Raw genomic sequence first — 16814 nt, 5'->3', positions numbered from 1 at the left:
GGTCAGTTATAGAACACCGGACGCATGGCGAGCGCGATCGGCACGACTGCACCCGTGTTCTGCGCCAGCACGCAGGCATCGGCGGCCACAGCGGCGGCATAGCCGTCCCAGGCCGAAGGGCCGTAGAGGGTCCCCGCTTTGACGCCGTCGATGAAGTCCTGCAACTCGACGTCGTAAGCAGCGATGAAGCGGTCTTTCCAGTCCATCAGAATCGCGTTGGACAGCTTCGCTTCGCTGCGCAACTGGACCTGAGAGGGCTCCGGCAGTCTGGCAATACCCGTCTCGCCGACGACTTCACACTGGATGTCGTAGCCATACTGACAATTGACGAATACTTCGACGTCGATACGTGTGCCCTTGACCGTTTCCAGCATCACGATCTGCGGGTCCTTCATGTGCGCCAGGGCCTTGCTGGTCTTGCGCGGGAATACCACCTGCACCGACACGTAGTCATCGTCGAGCAGCCAGCGCAGCACGTTGAGTTCGTGAATGAGCGTATCGGTGATGGCCATGTCGGTCTTGTAATTCTCGCCCACCCGCGGGTTGCGGTGCGCGCAGTGGAGCATCAGCGGCTCGCCAATCTGGCCGCTGTCGATCACTGCCTTGAGCGCGCGATAGCCTTGGTCATAAGGGCGCATGAACCCTACCTGTACCAGACGCCTGCCACTGGCGATCTCGGCTTCGACAATGTGCCGGCAGCCTTCGGCAGTGACTGCCAGCGGCTTTTCGCAGAACACCGGCTTGCCCGCAGCGATGGCTGCCAGCACATATTCTTCGTGACTGGGCCCCCAGGAGCAGACCAGGACCGCCTCGACATCCGGCGCGGCGATCAATGCGTGCCCGTCGGCATACACTTCGGCGCCGAGGTCCAGATCGCGCACCACCTTCGCTGCCTGTTCGAGATTGATGTCGGTGACGGCCACCACCTGACTGCCGACCAGCGTTTTGCTGCAACGCCGGATATGATCCTGACCGATTGCGCCTGTACCGATCACGCCGAGTTTCAATGCCATTTTCATGTTCCTTTTTTGTTATTGGATGTACCCGTGAACGGATCACGAGCGCTGAACGATAAAAGTGATCAGTACTGACGAGCCTTGAGCAGCTCGCGGCTGAGCTTTTCATACACTTGAGCGGTGGTGCCGGTGGTCGACACTTCGGCAACCCCGACACGCCACCACGACAGGTATTTGTGGATCATCGTCTTGGGCAGGACCTTGATGTCGATCAGCGTCGACACGGTCTGACGTTGCGCATCGACGAGCGCCTGGCGCAGTTGTTCGGCAGTACTCACCTTGTAGGTCTTGCAGCCATAGGCGGCAGCACTCATGGCGAAATCCACTGGCACAAAGTCACCGTCGAGCTTGCCGGTTTCCGGATTGCGGAAGCGGAACTCGGTGCCGAAGCTGTTCATGCCGTGCTCCATCTGCAGATTGTTGATGCAGCCGAAAGTCATGTTGTCCAGCAACACCACGTTGATCTTGCGCAGCTCCTGGATCGAGGTGGCCAGTTCCGAATGGAGCATCATGTAAGAGCCATCGCCGACCAGCGCAAAGACTTCGCGGTGCGGCGCTGCGAGCTTCACGCCCAGTGCGGCGTTGACCTCATAACCCATGCACGAATAACCGTATTCGACGTGATAGGTGTCGACTCCGGTACTGCGCCAGGCGCGCTGCAGATCACCCGGCAAGCTGCCCGCTGCTGCAACGATCACCGCATCGGCAGGCAGGCTCTGGTTGAGGATGCCCAATACACCACTCTGAGTCAGACACGAACCCGTCAGCTCGATGAAATCGCGCAGCACGGCAGGGTCCAGGTGATCGTTGATTTCCGGGACAAAATCCTCACGCTGGTACTCGACCGCGTACAGGCGATCCACCTCGGCATCCAGCTCGGCACGTGCCGATCGCGGTGCATCGCCCCAGGCCGCACGATAACCGCAGGCCTGGAGGCTTTCGGTCAGCGCCTGCAATGCCATCTGCGCATCGGCCAGGACCTGCACGCCGTCCAGTTTCTGCACATCGAATGCACCGACATTGAGGTTGAGAAACTGCACATCCGGGTTCTGAAACAGCCATTTCGACGCGGTGGTGAAATCGCTGTAACGGGTGCCTACGCCGATGATCAGGTCAGCCTCTTTGGCCAGCCGATTGGCCGCCAGCGTGCCGGTTTCGCCGATGCCGCCCATGTTCAACGGGTGCGCCGAAACGATGGCACTTTTACCGGCCTGAGTTTCGGCGAACGGGATATCGAAGCGCTCGGCAAAGGCTTGCAAGGCATCCGCCGCGCCGGAGTAACGCACCCCGCCGCCGCAGATCAGCAACGGCTTGCGCTTGCCGACAAGTAGTTGCAACGCGTCGTCAAGCATGGCCTTGCTTGGCGGACGCCGGTCGATACGGTGCACGCGTTTTTGCAGGAAGCTATCCGGATAGTCGTAGGCTTCAGCCTGCACATCCTGAGGCAGCGCCAGGGTAACGGCGCCCGTGTCGGCCGGGTCGGTCAGTACGCGCATGGCATTGAGCGCTGCGCTCATCAACTGCTCGGGCCGGTTGATGCGGTCCCAGTATTTGCTCACCGCCTTGAACGCGTCGTTGGTGCTGATACTCAGGTCGTGAAACTGCTCGATCTGCTGCAGCACCGGATCGGGCTGGCGGCTGGCGTAGACATCGCCCGGCAACAGCAGCAACGGGATGCGGTTGGCCGAGGCCGTTGCCGCAGCGGTGACCATGTTCGCCGCGCCAGGGCCGACCGATGAACTGCACGCGTAGATCTTGCGACGCAGGTGCTGCTTGGCAAAACCGATGGCGGCGTGGCACATGCCCTGCTCGTTACGGCCCTGATGGACCACCAGGTCGCCGCTGTCCTGCTCCAGCGCCTGCCCAAGCCCCAGCACGTTGCCATGCCCGAAAATAGTGAAAATGCCGGCGACGAATTTGCTCTGTACGCCGTCGACTTCGACGTACTGGTTATCGAGAAACTTCACCAGGGCCTGGGCCATGGTCAGTCGGGTTGTACTCATGTTCGCACCTTGTTCTTGTTTGAGGTGGCCAGGGTTTGAGCCGGCCTGACGGCTGAAGTCAGTGACGCTGCGAAACGGCTCGTGACAAATGCGTCATGCTTGCCGCTATTGCCTGAGGAATGTCATCCAACGCGTGAACGCTTTCGGCAAACGGTTCGAACGACAGATGCCCCTGATAGCCACTGTCCAGCAAGCGCTCGATCTGCGACGCATTGCCCAGAATGTCGCCTTCGCCGATCAGCACGCGATGACCATCGCGAATGCTGTTGAGCGGTGTCTGCGCATCCTCGACACCGGAGATATGTACCAGCCCGGTCAGCTCCGGGAACAGCTCGACCTCGCCGGCCAGATGGTGATGAAAGGTGTCGTGAACCAGTCGGTAGACATCCAGCCCGCCCACAGCTTTGATCGCATCCACCGCTTGACGTTTGAGTCGCAGCGAGCACTCCTCGAAACCCAGCGGTTCGACGAAGCCGAGAATTCCGTGCTCGCGAAGAATCGGGGCCAAGGCCGTCAATGCGGTGCGTAATCCCGCAGCGCGCTGCGCACCGTTGCGCGGGTCGGCACGGTCATTGAGCGGGCACAGCACCAGACCGCGGGCACCGCAGTCGCGGGCGTACTGCGCCAGCTTGGTCGCTTGAGCAGCGCGCTCCTGGTTCCAGACATCGAACGGGTACAGGGCGTTGATGGACAACACCTCTACCCCCCTGGCAGCACAAAGATCACGGACGACCTCGGGGGCAGTGCCGTCTTCGATCTCGATGCCCTTAAGGTCGTTGCGAATCTCGATAGCATCGGCACCCAGCTCAACCACCAGGTCGACGAAACTTTCCAGAGACAGGCGCGGCGCGACCATTCGATTAAGGGCGAAACGCAGAGGGTGGTTCATTGTTCTTATTCTCCGCAAACATTCCATTGATGAAGACTATTTGGCAGTCGGCATACTGAACTCGGGGCCTTTGGCGATGCTGTCCGGCCAGCGCTGCATGACGCTTTTGTAGCGGCTGTAAAAACGCAGGCCTTCTTCGCCATAGGCATGGTGATCGCCAAACAGCGACCGCTTCCAGCCGCCAAACGAATGCCAGGCCATGGGTACCGGGATCGGCACGTTAATGCCGACCATGCCGACCTTGATGCTGCGAGCGAACGCGCGGGCCACGCCGCCATCGCTGGTGAAACACGACACGCCATTGCCGAACTCGTGCGCGTTGATCAGCGCCACGGCACTGGCAAAATCCGCGACGTGGACGATGCCCAGCACCGGGCCGAAGATTTCCTCCTTGTAGATCTGCATCTGCGGCGTGACGTGGTCGAACAGCGTCGCGCCGACGAAAAAGCCCTGCTCGGCACCCGGCACCTTGAAGTTGCGCCCATCGACGAGCAGCCTGGCGCCCTCTTTGACGCCCTGATCGATGAAGCCCTCGACCTTGGCCTTGTGCACGGCGGTGACCAGCGGCCCCATGTCCGAATCGGCCTGCATGCCGTTGCCGACCTTGAGCTGGTCGATGCGCGGCAGCAGCTTGTCGATGAGGCGCTGGCCGACATCGCCGACCACCACGGCAATCGAGATCGCCATGCAGCGCTCCCCTGCCGAGCCATAAGCCGCCCCGATCAAGGCGTCGGCGGCCTGATCCAGATCAGCGTCGGGCATCACGATCATATGGTTCTTGGCCCCGCCCAGCGCCTGCACGCGCTTGCCGTGGGCAGTGCCTTGCTGATGGATGTATTCAGCGATCGGGGTCGAGCCGACAAAGGAAATGGCCTCGATGTCAGGGTGCTGCAGCAACGCATCGACCGCCACCTTGTCACCCTGCACCACATTGAAGACGCCATCGGGCAGACCGGCTTCCTTGAGCAGGCGCGCCATCAGCAGGCTGGCCGACGGATCGCGCTCGGAAGGTTTGAGGATGAAGCAGTTGCCCGTCACCAGCGCCATGGGAATCATCCACAAGGGCACCATGACCGGAAAGTTGAACGGCGTGACCCCGGCGCAGACGCCCAGTGGCTGACGCAGGTTCCAGTTATCGATACCGCCGCCGATGTTGTCGCTGAAATCGCTCTTCAGCAGGTTGGGGGCACCGCAGGCAAATTCGACGATCTCGATACCGCGCACCACCTCGCCGCGTGCGTCGGACAACACCTTGCCGTGCTCGCGGCAAATGATCTGCGCCAGTTCGTCGTGGTGATGATCCAGCAGTTCCTTGAACTTGAACATCACCCGCGCACGGCGCAACGAGGACTGCTCGGACCAGGCCGGAAACGCCGCCTTGGCCGCCGCAACCGCTTCATCCACGGTCTTCACGCTGGCCAGCGCAACACGCGCCTGGACCGTGCCGACTGCCGGGTTGAAGACATCGCTGTAACGCTCGCCCTCGCCCGTGTCCAGGTGTCCGTTGATGTAGTGGCCGATTACCGGTGACTCGTTCATCTCATGCCTCCAGAACAAAAATGGGAAATCAGAGATCCAGCAGCCAGCTGTGCTGCGGATCGTTGTGGAACTGCCAGGCGCGCGTCGGGCCGGCCATTACGTTCAGGTACCAGGATTCGTAGCCATAGGGGACGGAGACCGGGTGGTAGCCCTTGGGCACGGTCACCAGGTCATTGTTTTCCACGGCCATGGCCTGATCGATGCTGCGGTCGTCGGTGTAAACCCGCTGGAAAACGAAGCCCTGCGGCGGGTTGACCTGGTGGTAGTAGGTTTCTTCGAGGAAGCTCTCGTGCGGCAGGTTGTCCCGGTCATGCTTGTGCGGCGGGTAACTGGAGGAATGCCCGGAAGGTGTACGCACCTCGACCACCAGCAGCGAATGCGCCGCTTCGCTGTCCGGCAATATGTCGCACACATAACGGGTATTGGCGCCCTTGCCGCGTACGCTGCGCTTCATGCTGCCCGGCATGATCAAGCGTGCCGGAAAATGTTTGCCGGCATCGCCCGGCGCCGTGCATACGGCAAGCTGCACCGCGCCACGCGCGACAAACTGCGCCTGGCTATGCGGCGGCAGATAGACCGCGAATGGCGATTTTTCTTCGAATACCGATTGTCGGTCGCCGATGTTTTCCCAGTTGAAAGCGCCCTGCCCCGGCGCTTCGCCACTGACGCTGGCGTGCCCGGTCAGCAGGACCACGCACAGCTCGTTTTCGCCTGCACTCAGCGGCAGGCTTTCGCCGGACTCCAGGCGGTAGGCGGCGAAGTTCACGTATTCCAGCGAACCGGGGGCCAGCGCTACGACGTCGCGGCCAGTGGATTTGCTCTTGGTCAGCAGATTCATGCTTGAGTCCTCCTTATCGTGCATCGGCCAGCAGTTGGCGCAGCGTGTCATAGCCTTTTTTGGCGTAGACATAACTCGGCGCTACGGCTGGGTCCTGTTCGGCCTCGACCACCAGCCAGCCGTTGTAATCGGCCTGCAACAAGACTTTGAGCAGCGCCGAGAAGTCGATGTCGCCGTCGCCCGGCACCGTGAAGGTGCCGTTGATGATGCAGTCCGGAAAGCTCCACAGATTGTTGCGCGCCAGTTGCACCACCGGCTTGCGCACGTCCTTGAAATGCACATGACAGATACGCTGGATGTGCTTGCTCAACACCTGAAGAGGGTCGCCACCGCCCATGTAGCAATGCCCGGAATCGAACAGCAGCCCGACTTCCTCACCGGTCAGCGCCATCAGCCGGTCGATATCCTGCGGCGACTCAACGTAAGCGCCCATATGATGGTGATACGCCAGACGCACGCCTCGGGACAGGGTGAAACGCGCCAGCTCGGTCAATTTTTCGGCGTACTCATGCCAGGCGGCATCGGTGTGAAAACGCGGTCGTTCGACCAGCGGAATACGCTGCCCCTGAATCGAGTCGGCCACCTCGCCATACACCAGCACCGAAGCGCCATTTTCGGCGAGCAGTTGCACATGCGCAGTGATGGCTTCGATTTCCTCGGCCACCGAACGCCGCGCCAGGCGGCTGGAGTACCAGCCGGACACCAGCGCCAGATCATGGGGCCGCAACACATCGCCGACGCCCTTGGCATCTTTCGGAAACTTGCCGTTGAGCTCGAAGCCCTCGTAACCAATGGCTTTGCCTTCGCTGAGCGCCGTGCTCAACGGGGTTTCTCCGCCAAGGGCCGGCAAATCATCGTTGCTCCAGGAGATCGGATTGATGCCGATGCGGATCCTGGGTGTGGAAGTCGAAACGGGCATGGCTGCACCTTTTTTGTTGTTATCGCGACGTTGTTGTGGCGTCGAAATCAGGAACGAATCAGGCGCGGCTTTCGCGCCAGGATTCGATTAACCAGTTGAAGGTGCTCTGCACCCGACTGATCAGCGTCGCATCGTCTATTTCTCCGGCCATCCAGGCCCGGCTTGGCTCACGGAATATTGTCCGGCCGACGGCAAAGCCCTGGCAGATGCGGCTGTTGCGTGCTTCGGCAAAGCCGGCGGCGAGCTCTTCGACAGGCGCATTGAGCCCGAGCAGTACCACACCCCGGCAATACGGATCGCGTTGCTGGATCAGTTCGTCCAGTTGCTGCCAGACCTGCGCGCTCTGCGCCTCGATCTTCCACCACGCCGGGTAGATGCCCAGGTTATACAAACGCTTCAGCGAGCGAAGCATCACGTCCGGATGAGGCGACGGGTGATCCTTGGGCGGAATGATTTCCAGCAGCAACTCATGGCCGCTGACTTTCGAAGCGTCGTAGAGCGCCTTGATCTGCGCTTCCTGCTCCAGGCGCAGCATCGGCTCGTCATCGGGGTGATATTGCACCAGGCACTTGATGATCTGCTCTTGCGGCCAGGCGAGCAGATTGCTACCGATGGAGCGACCGTGCTCGAAGGCCAGCGGCCTTGAGCCCTGTACTTCCACCGGACGCGCTACCCACCAGCCGCGACCGGTTGCGGCGTTGAGTGAATCCTGACCGAAGCGCTGGTCGGCAAGCAGACCGACATCGGCCTCGATACCGCGCTTGCGCAGGTCGGCTTCGACCCGCTCGACCGCTTGCACGAACAACTGCTTGAGCTGGCTGATGCTGCCCAAATCACGCCCGGCCTGTTGCGCCAGTTCGACCAACTGGCCGCGATGATCGAAGGCGAAGATGAACAACTGCCGCCACTGCTTGCGCGGCACGCTGACCTGATGCAGCCGTTGCAGGGCGACATCCTGATCAGGACGGGTGATGGGTTGCGGGCTGTTGAACAGGTAATCGAGCTCGGCCGGGGTCGGCATCGCGGGCGCGCAGGCGTGACGCGACACCACCAGCCCGCCACAGGCATTGGCCAGCTGGCAGCAGCGCTCGTCGCTGGCCTCCTTGAGCCAGCCGCTGAGAAAACCGGACATGAACGCATCGCCCGCACCGAGCACGTTGAGCACTTCGACCTGCACGCCGGGGTAGATAGCGCCCTCTTCCAGCCGCGCGGGAATGGCCCCGTGAATCACCGTGCAGCCTTGCGGGCCGAGCTTGACCACCAGCGTTGCGGCCGTCAGTTCACGCACCCTGCGCAGGGCCGCGAGCAAATCGGTGGCACCGCCGGCAATCTGGAATTCTTCTTCGGTGCCGACGATCAGGTCGAAACGCGGCAGGATGCGTTGTACATGCTGGCTGACCTTCTGATCGGCAACGAACCGGGTCTCGCCATCGGCCTTGCCTGCCAGCCCCCAGAGCACCGGGCGGTAGTCGATGTCCAGCACGCGTTTGACGTCATGCTTCTCGGCATAGTCGAGCGCCTGGCTGCTGGCCTTGAACACCTGATCAGTGGAGAAATGCGTGCCGGTGATCAACAGCGCCTTGCTGGATGCAATCTGCTGTTCGTCGATATCCTCGGCGCGCAGGGCCATGTCAGCGCAGTTTTCACGGTAGAACACCAGAGGAAAGGTTTCGCGATCCTTCAGCCCCAGCAGCACCATCGCCGTCAGGCGCTCGGGGTCGCGCTTGATCGCACTGACATCACAGCCTTCGCGGGCCAGGGATTCGACCAGAAAGCGGCCCATGTGATCATCGCCGACCCTGCTCAGCATGGCCGACCTGAGCCCGAGCCTGGCGGTGCCGAAGGCAATATTGGCCGACGAGCCGCCCAGGTACTTGGCGAAACTGGAAACGTCTTCCAGCCGCGCCCCCACTTGCTGCGCATAAAGGTCGACGCCCAGGCGTCCGAGGCAAATCAGATCCAACTGACGCCCAGTGGCAAAGCGTGTCTGGCCCATGGTGGCTCCTGTTATTTTTATCAGCCTGCAGCGCTTGCATCATGTGTACACGCTGCTTTGTGAATGCAGCGTAAAACGTAAGCGCGCATCAATCAATATTTTTTCTATAATTATTTTTATTGGAATATTTTTTCCATACCGCCATTCAAGTGCTGGCACACTGCGCAGACGGTTAGGATATAGTCGCCGTTCTGCCCCAAGGCAGACTCCACCGTCAGGCACACAACGGTCGTGCTGTGCACGCCGTTGCCCTGAAAAAGAACAAGCAGAAAGGATGTGAATATGACCAGCGCCGATCAGCCCACTCTGCCCGGGACGAGCGTCGACATGCCGCCGAACAGTGCCGAAGGCTTGTTGCGACTGATCACTGATGAATACGAGGGACTGCCACGTCAGCTCAAGCGGATCGCCAGCTATATGAGCCAGCAGAGCGACCGGATCATGGTTGACCGGATCAGCGACATCGCCCGCGAGTGCGAAGTCCACCCTTCGGCCATCGTGCGATTTTCCCAGCGCTTCGGCTTCAGCGGTTTCAGCGAGATGCAGGCGTTATTTCGCGAGGCTTATACGCACAAGACCACGCCGGTGCAGAACTACCAGCAGCGTATCCGCAGCCTGATCGCCAACAAGTCACAGAAAGCCAACGCAGGCGATCTGGCACGCGAATGCGTCAGCGCCACCCTCTCCGGCCTGGAACGCCTGAGTGTCGAACTGGATGACGATGAATTCGAAAAAGCCGTGGACCTGGTGGTCAACGCCGACAACATCTATGTGGTGGGCGTGCGCCGCTCGTTTGCGGTGGCTGATTATCTGGTCTACAACCTGCAACACACCAACAAGCGCATTCACCTGATCTCTGGCCTGGGTGGCAGCTATCGCGAGCAAATGCGCAGTGTGCGCGCCAATGACCTGGTGATTGCCATCAGCTTCACGCCCTATGGCAAGGAGACCCAGCACTGCCTGCGCATTGCCCAGCATCATCAGGCCAAGACGCTGATCATCACCGACAGCAACCTGTCGCCGCTGGCCAAGCGCGCCAACTCGGTGCTGCTGGTCAACGAGGGCAGCTCGTTCGCCTTCCGCTCGCTGAGCGCCACGCTATGCCTGTGCCAGGCGCTGTTCATTGCCGTGGCGTATCGCCTGGAACTCAAGGTCGACGAAATACACGAACAAGTCGGGTTTGATGACTGAGGGCTGAGCCCTCAGGATTTGGCTTCCTCGCCCATGCGCTGCTGGTTCTTCTCGCCCATTTTCTTCGCGCGTTTTTCCAGCACCAGATACACCACCAGCGCCAGCAGCAGCGGCAGCAGGAAGTAGATCGCGCGGTAACCGATCAACGCTGCGAGCAGGCTGCCCTTGGAAAACTGGTGCGCCAGCAAGGTGATAAACACAGTCTCGAGCACGCCGAGGCCTGCTGGAATGTGAGTGATCACCCCGGCGATGCTGCTGATCAGCAACACACCGAGAATCGCCGGATAAAACGCCTTGTCCGGCAGCAGGGTGTAAATTACCGCAGCCATCAACGACCAGTTCAGAGCGCCCAGACTGGCCTGCATCAGCGCCTGCTTCATCGATGGCAGATTGAATTCCTGATCACGGATGGTCCATGAGCGTTTCTTCGAAAACCGGCAGGCCAGCAGGTACGCAAAACACACGGCCAACAGTCCGAAGCCGATCAGTTGCAGCGTTGTGGTGCCGATCGACCACTCCTTGGGCAACTCCAGAAAACGCATCGAAAACACAAAACCGGCCAGCAGCATGTAGCCCAGCCAGTTGGTAATCAGGCTCAGGCTGAGAATCCGCGTGATGGTCGAAACGTCCAGCCCCAGTCGCGAATACAGGCGGTAACGCAAGGCGATGCCGCCGACCCAGGAACTGAGATTGAGGTTGAACGCGTAGCAGACAAACGTCACCGGCACGATCTGCTTGATCGACAACTTGTGCCGGGTGTAATAGCGCGCCAACACGTCAAAGCCGCAGTAGGTCGCGTAGCTGGCAAAAGCCACCGCCGCCGCGATGGCCAAGGTGCTGGCCTTGTAGGACGCCAACGCCTGTTTCACCTCTTGCCAGTCAAGCTTCTTGACCAGCATAAACAGCAGAACCGGGACGGCGATGAAGAAAAACAGGTTGAACACCCGCTTTGCCCACTTCCACTTGGTTCCCTGCGCACTTTGCGGCGCTGCCTGCGTGGCTTGGGTCATAGGGTTTTCTCCTGGTCCATCGGATGGTTGTTCTGCTGCTGTTCGATCACTTTCGCTTCGGGCACTACATCACCGGCACGCAGTGGCTTGAGGCGCACACCGTGAACCGGGAACAAACCGGCAATGGCCGGAAAACGGCGCAGGAAAAAGAAACTCAATACGATCATCGGCGCACGCCACCACTGGCCACGCGCCGCCCCCTTGAGGCTCATTTGCTTGCTGTGCGCAGCGGCAAGTTCCATCAGATGGTTTTGCAGATGCTCATTGAGCGCGCGATCACGAATGAACAGGTTGGCTTCCAGGTTCAGCGCAAGGCTCAGCGGGTCGAGATTGCTGGAGCCCACGGTGGACCAGTCCTGGTCGATCAGCGCGACCTTGCCGTGCAATGCACGTTGCTTGTATTCGTGAATGGCCACGCCATCGCGCAGCAGATAGGTATAGGTCAGTCGCGAGCAGACCCGCACGAACGGCATGTCGGGTTGGCCTTGCAGGATCAGGGTGACCTTGACGCCCCGCCGTGAGGCATTACGCAGCTCACGCAGAAAGCGGTAGCTGGGGTAAAAATATGCATTGGCCAGGGTGATGCGTTGCGTCGCAGCGCGAATCGCCTCGAGGTACTGCTCTTCGATATCGGTGCTGTGCTCGTCATTATCGCGCTCGGCGAGCAGCATGCTGGCGTCACCGGCGCGGTCCAGCTTGAGTGCAATGGGCGGTAACTTGTCACGAACGACCTTGCTGAGCATATTCAACGCGCTGTGGTGAATATCGCCAACAATCGGTCCGCGGACCAGAACGGCGTAGTCCTGCTTGGCCGTCACCCCGGTGTCGGTCATATGATCGACGCTGTAGTTGATGCCGCCGATGAAACCCAGTTCGCCGTCGATCACCACCACCTTGCGGTGCAGGCGGCGAAACAGGTTGGTGCGCATGCCCATGAACCGCGGGCGCGGATCGAACAACTGAATCTGGATACCGGCGTCGATCATGGTTTTGACAAACGTCGAACTCAGGTCCGAAGTGCCATAGTCATCCACCGTGACGACCACCTTCGCGCCATTCGCAGCGGCTTCGAGCAACGCCTGTTGCAAACTTTCGCCGATTCGGTCTTCAAAGATGATGAAGGTCTCGATCAGCACCTCTTTGCGCGCGGCACGTATGCACTCGAATACCCGGGCGTAGAAATCCTCGCCATTGATCAGCAACTCTACCGAGTTGCCGTCACGCCACTGCCCTGTCGTATCGCTCATAAGGTCAACTCCACCGCCAGCGGTGCATGATCGGAAAGGTGGGACCACGGTCGGCTGGACAACACTTTCGGCCGGTGCGACGTCGCATTGCGGACATAGATCCGGTCCAGGCAGAGCAAGGGCCAACGGGCCGGAAAGCTTTTGGCCGGTGCCCCGAAGCGCTCGACAAAAACCTCGTGCAGCCCACTGCCCTGCAGCGATGCATCGGCGCGCTGGCGCCAGTCATTGAAGTCACCGGCAACGATGACCGGCTCGCCCTCGGGAATACGCGCCATCAGCTCGTTAAGCAATTTGAGCTGCTGACGCCGATGACTTTCACGCAACCCGAGGTGCACACAGACTGCATGTAACCGGCCCGCGTGTGGCACCTCGAGGATGCAGTGCAACAAGCCGCGCTGCTCGGTGCCATGAATGGAAATATCGAGGTTTTCATGCTGGATGATCGGGTATTTGGACAGCAACGCGTTGCCATGATCGCCATCCGGGTACACCGCGTTGCGGCCGTAGGCAAAATCACTCCACATGCTGTCGGCCAGAAACTCGTACTGCGAAATCATCGGCCAGTCCTTGACCTTGCGCGCATGGCTCTGTTGTTCGCCGTGCACTTCCTGAAGAAACACGATATCGGCCGATACAGTGCGCACAGCTTCACGCAACTCCGGCAGAATGAAGCGGCGATTGAAAATGCCAAAGCCCATGTGCATGTTCATGGTCAGTACATTCAATGAAACACTGGCGGACACTGGTGTTGCTGGGCCGACAGGCGGATTGGCACTGGTCAAGACTTGCTCCCGGGTGAATATTCACGGCATATGAAGCCACCCGTGGGCACAGGTTCCGTCGCGTATTTCACGTGCTGTGTATTTGCCATATTTAGTGGCCGGAGAGGCACGTGAAAAAAATCAGGCCAACATGAAACGCAGGCGCCCGATCGACAGCCTAAGCTGTGCACCAGACCTGCAAACAAAGAGACAAGGAATCAAATCGTGGATGCATCGACTTCTCAACGCTACACCGCCCGGGCCAGGTGGCTGCACTGGTCAATGGCCATTCTGATCGTGCTGGCGTACACCCTGATTCTGAGCCGCACCCAGTTCAGCAAGGGCTCGGAATACCGTTTGCTGGTCGTGCAGAGCCATTACTGGGTCGGCATTCTGATTCTGATCATGGCGTTTTTCCGTGCCGCCGAGCGTCGACGTCATCGTCCACCCGGCATTACACCGCCGCTTGAAGGGGCGTTGCGCATCGTCGCAACCCTGACCCATTACGCGCTGTATGCGTTCCTGTTTGCTCAGCCGTTACTGGGCCTGCTGACGGTGATGGTGGAGAAAGGCGCACTGCCCATCCCCCTCACCGACCTGCAGATCCCCTGGCCGCTGGCCACCTCGGACCACCTGGCCGAAACGTTCGAAGACGTGCACAAGTTGCTGGGCTCGATCTTTTACTATGTCATCGGTCTGCATGTGATCGCTGCGCTCTGGCACCACCTGGTGCGCAAGGACGATACCCTCAAGCGCATGCTGTAACTCAGGACGCCGAAAGAACCCGGGCAAGCGTAGCCTTCACCTTGCCCATCCCCTCGCGCAGGGCCTGTTCGATTTCCGCCATGGTAATGACAGTCGTCGATTTGCCCGCTGCCGGATTGACCACCAGCGCCAGGCAGGCGTATTCAAGCTCCAGTTCACGCGCCAAGGCGGCTTCGGGCATGCCAGTCATGCCGACGATGTCGCAACCATCACGCTCCAGGCGAATGATTTCGGCAACAGTCTCCAGACGCGGTCCCTGGGTACAGGCATAGACGCCCCGATCGGAGAACGCGCATCCCTCTGCCGCCAACGCCGCAATCAGCCGAGCACGCAGCGGTTCGCTGTACGGATAGCTGAAGTCGATGTGCGTGACCTCTTCCAGATCATCGGCAAAGAAGGTGTGCTGACGACCGCTGGTGTAGTCGACCAGATCATGCGGCACACAGAAATGCCCGGTGCCCATGGCCGGATGAATGCCACCGACTGCGTTGACCGCAAGAATCGCTTCGGCACCTGCCTGCTTGAGTGCCCAGATATTGGCCCGGTAGTTAACCTGATGCGGCGGCAAGCGGTGCGGGTGGCCGTGGCGCGCCAGAAACATCACTTCACGACCGGCATAGTCGCCGATCTGGATTTCGCCGGACGGTGCGCCATAAGGGGTGTTCATCGGCAGGGATTGCCGAATGTTCAGGCCCTCGAGCTGGGTCAGGCCAGTACCGCCAATAATCGCGTAAACAGTCATCGCAAATCCTTAATCGATCAGTTGAGCAGCGCGCAGAGCCTGGAGCGCGGCCTGCCAGCGCGGGTGTTGCCGATAGTCGGTGCTGGCCGACGCCTGACCGCGCATACGCGCGATACGTGGCGAAGGCTTGACCTTCAGACGCTGCGCAGCGCCCAGCGCAAGCTCTGCGGCCGCCCGGTCGTTGCACACCAGGCCCATGTCGCATCCGGCTGTCAGCGCTGCCTCGATACGGCTGGCCGCATCACCGACGACATGAGCCCCGGCCATCGACAGGTCATCGCTGAAAATAACACCGTCAAATTGCAGTTCGTGGCGCAGAATGTCCTGCAACCAGCGCCTTGAGAACCCTGCGGGCTGCGAATCGACTTTCGGGTAAATGACATGCGCTGGCATCACTGCAGCCAGTTGCTGACTCAGACGAGCAAACGGCACCAGATCACTGGCGCGGATCTCTTCCAGGCTACGCTCGTCATTCGGGATAGCCACATGAGAATCGGCTTCAGCCCAGCCGTGGCCGGGAAAATGCTTGCCGGTGGCAGCCATGCCCGCAGCGTTCATCCCACGAATGAACGCCCCTGCCAGCAACGCCGCCCGCTGCGGATCGCCTTCGAACGAACGCGTGCCGACCACAGCGCTGCGCTGGTAGTCGAGGTCCAGTACCGGAGCGAAGCTCAGGTCCAGTCCGACCGCCAGCACTTCGGTCGCCATCAGCCAGCCACACTGCTCAGCCAGATGCTCGGCGTCAGGCTTGTCGGCGATGGCGCGCATCGGCGGCAGGCGTACGAAGCCCTCACGCAGGCGCTGCACCCTGCCGCCCTCCTGATCGACGGCCAGCAGCAGGTCCGGGCGCACAGCACGAATCGCGGCGCTCAACTCACGAACCTGACGGGGATGCTCGATGTTTCGGGCAAAGATGATCAAACCGCCCACTTCGGGCTGACGCAAAAACTGACGGTCTTCGCTGGTCAGCCAAGTGCCGGCGACATCGACCATCAGGGAGCCTTGCAGGCCAGAACTCATAGAAAAACCCTTACACACCAGTGCTCGTTCACAATCCGGGCATGGTGCTTGATCCTGAAGCCCGACGCAATCCGACACGCCGGTACAGCGTGACTCAGGGCAGAGGCTTCAGGCCTTGGCGACCGCAGGCGCGCTGGTGCTGCTCTTGGTCCGCGGCCTGAGCTGGGCGGCGATCATCGCAGGGTCGCTGACCCCGGTGTCGGCGCGCATGCCGGCGGCCAGAAACGGCACCATCAGGCGCATGACCTGCTCAATGGAGGTATTGACGCCGAAATCGGTCTCGGCAATGGCGCGCAGGGCCTTGATACCGGACATGCTGAACGCCGCAGCGCCGAGCATGAAGTGCACGCGCCAGAACAGCTCGATGGGTGGAATGCGCGGCGCGGCTTCGTTGACCAGCGTCATGTAGCGACGGAACACCTTGCCGTACATGTCTTCGAGGTAGCGGCGCAGGTGGCCCTGGCTCTGACTGAAGGCAAGCCCCAGCAGGCGCATGAAGATCGACAGGTCGTTACCGCTGCGCGGCTGCACCACAAGCGCCTGCTCGACGAGAATCTCCAGCAGTTCCTCAAGGCTTGGCTTGTGTTCGGGTTTTGCCTGGCGACGTTCCAGCTCGCGATCGAGACTGATGCAGAACGGTCCCAGAAAACGCGAGAACACGGCCTGAATCAACGCCTTCTTCGAGCCGAAGTGATAATTCACTGCAGCCAGATTGACCGACGCCTTGCTGGTGATAAGACGCAATGACGTTTCGGCAAAGCCTTTCTCTGCAAACAACTGCTCTGCAGCATCAAGAATGCGTTCAACGGTTTCCGACTGGGCCATGGCTCTCTGCCTAACAAACGAACGTTTGAAACATACGTATCAAACGCCTCGGT

15 protein-coding genes are annotated in these 16814 nt (G+C 60.4%); 2 read left to right on the top strand and 13 right to left on the bottom strand.

The genetic code is table 11. From position 1 onward, the window contains the following. Positions 1 to 2: 2 nt before the first annotated feature. From JOE29_RS08760 to iolC, 7 genes are all read right to left on the bottom strand, one after another. Entirely contained in the window at positions 3 to 1013 is a 1011-nt protein-coding gene (locus JOE29_RS08760) for a Gfo/Idh/MocA family oxidoreductase (RefSeq protein ID WP_210079390.1), read from the bottom strand. Between the two features lie 68 nt (positions 1014 to 1081). Then, the gene (iolD, locus tag JOE29_RS08755) at positions 1082 to 3019 is read right to left on the bottom strand and encodes a 3D-(3,5/4)-trihydroxycyclohexane-1,2-dione acylhydrolase (decyclizing) (protein ID WP_044313214.1); all 1938 of its coding nucleotides are present in this window, start codon (positions 3017 to 3019) and stop codon (positions 1082 to 1084) included. 58 nt (positions 3020 to 3077) lie between these two features. Next, on the bottom strand, positions 3078 to 3908 hold the full coding sequence (locus JOE29_RS08750) for a TIM barrel protein (RefSeq protein ID WP_210079388.1): 831 nt from the start codon (positions 3906 to 3908) through the stop codon (positions 3078 to 3080). 36 nt (positions 3909 to 3944) lie between these two features. Next, on the bottom strand, positions 3945 to 5447 hold the full coding sequence (locus JOE29_RS08745) for a CoA-acylating methylmalonate-semialdehyde dehydrogenase (protein ID WP_057407484.1): 1503 nt from the start codon (positions 5445 to 5447) through the stop codon (positions 3945 to 3947). Between the two features lie 28 nt (positions 5448 to 5475). After that, positions 5476 to 6285: a 5-deoxy-glucuronate isomerase gene (iolB, locus tag JOE29_RS08740; protein WP_003315783.1), complete on the bottom strand. Its 810-nt coding sequence runs from the start codon at positions 6283 to 6285 to the stop codon at positions 5476 to 5478. A gap of 13 nt (positions 6286 to 6298) precedes the next feature. After that, positions 6299 to 7204 carry a myo-inosose-2 dehydratase gene (iolE, locus tag JOE29_RS08735; protein WP_003348013.1) on the bottom strand — a complete coding sequence of 302 codons (906 nt, stop codon included), beginning with the start codon at positions 7202 to 7204 and terminating at the stop codon, positions 6299 to 6301. A 58-nt stretch (positions 7205 to 7262) separates the two neighbouring features. Then, on the bottom strand, positions 7263 to 9200 hold the full coding sequence (iolC, locus tag JOE29_RS08730) for a 5-dehydro-2-deoxygluconokinase (protein ID WP_044313217.1): 1938 nt from the start codon (positions 9198 to 9200) through the stop codon (positions 7263 to 7265). A gap of 282 nt (positions 9201 to 9482) precedes the next feature. Between iolC and JOE29_RS08725 the strand changes: the two genes are divergently transcribed. Next, complete coding sequence (locus JOE29_RS08725) at positions 9483 to 10391, top strand: MurR/RpiR family transcriptional regulator (RefSeq protein WP_003315787.1); 909 nt, start codon at positions 9483 to 9485, stop codon at positions 10389 to 10391. A gap of 11 nt (positions 10392 to 10402) precedes the next feature. On the opposite strand, the gene JOE29_RS08720 is transcribed toward JOE29_RS08725, so the two are convergent. From JOE29_RS08720 to JOE29_RS08710, 3 genes are read right to left on the bottom strand one after another with little or no spacing between them, the layout of a single operon-like run. Beyond that, positions 10403 to 11401 carry a lysylphosphatidylglycerol synthase domain-containing protein gene (locus JOE29_RS08720; RefSeq protein WP_004417191.1) on the bottom strand — a complete coding sequence of 333 codons (999 nt, stop codon included), beginning with the start codon at positions 11399 to 11401 and terminating at the stop codon, positions 10403 to 10405. After that, positions 11398 to 12648, bottom strand: a complete 1251-nt coding sequence (gene clsB, locus JOE29_RS08715; RefSeq protein ID WP_210079378.1) for a cardiolipin synthase ClsB — start codon at positions 12646 to 12648, stop codon at positions 11398 to 11400. Before clsB ends, JOE29_RS08720 begins: the two co-directional genes overlap by 4 nt. Further along, positions 12645 to 13430, bottom strand: coding sequence for an endonuclease/exonuclease/phosphatase family protein (locus tag JOE29_RS08710; protein WP_210079376.1), 786 nt, complete (start codon positions 13428 to 13430; stop codon positions 12645 to 12647). The genes clsB and JOE29_RS08710 overlap by 4 nt, the downstream gene beginning before the upstream one ends. 204 nt (positions 13431 to 13634) lie before the next feature. Here JOE29_RS08710 and JOE29_RS08705 point away from each other — a divergent pair, with 204 nt between their 5' ends. Then, complete coding sequence (locus JOE29_RS08705) at positions 13635 to 14174, top strand: cytochrome b (protein WP_004417189.1); 540 nt, start codon at positions 13635 to 13637, stop codon at positions 14172 to 14174. A 1-nt stretch (position 14175) separates the two neighbouring features. Here JOE29_RS08705 and JOE29_RS08700 read toward each other — a convergent pair whose 3' ends face one another. From JOE29_RS08700 to psrA, 3 genes are all read right to left on the bottom strand, one after another. Continuing rightward, entirely contained in the window at positions 14176 to 14916 is a 741-nt protein-coding gene (locus JOE29_RS08700; protein ID WP_003391630.1) for an S-methyl-5'-thioinosine phosphorylase, read from the bottom strand. 9 nt (positions 14917 to 14925) lie between these two features. Beyond that, on the bottom strand, positions 14926 to 15936 hold the full coding sequence (gene nagZ, locus JOE29_RS08695) for a beta-N-acetylhexosaminidase (protein ID WP_032659193.1): 1011 nt from the start codon (positions 15934 to 15936) through the stop codon (positions 14926 to 14928). A gap of 108 nt (positions 15937 to 16044) precedes the next feature. After that, entirely contained in the window at positions 16045 to 16761 is a 717-nt protein-coding gene (psrA, locus tag JOE29_RS08690; RefSeq protein WP_003315795.1) for a transcriptional regulator PsrA, read from the bottom strand. Between the last annotated feature and the right edge of the window lie 53 nt (positions 16762 to 16814).

It is taken from the genome of Pseudomonas sp. PvP009, from assembly GCF_017832995.1.
Taxonomy (GTDB): domain Bacteria; phylum Pseudomonadota; class Gammaproteobacteria; order Pseudomonadales; family Pseudomonadaceae; genus Aquipseudomonas; species Aquipseudomonas syringae.
Note: the sequence above shows the minus strand (reverse complement) of the source record. Positions and strands in the feature narration are given on the sequence as shown.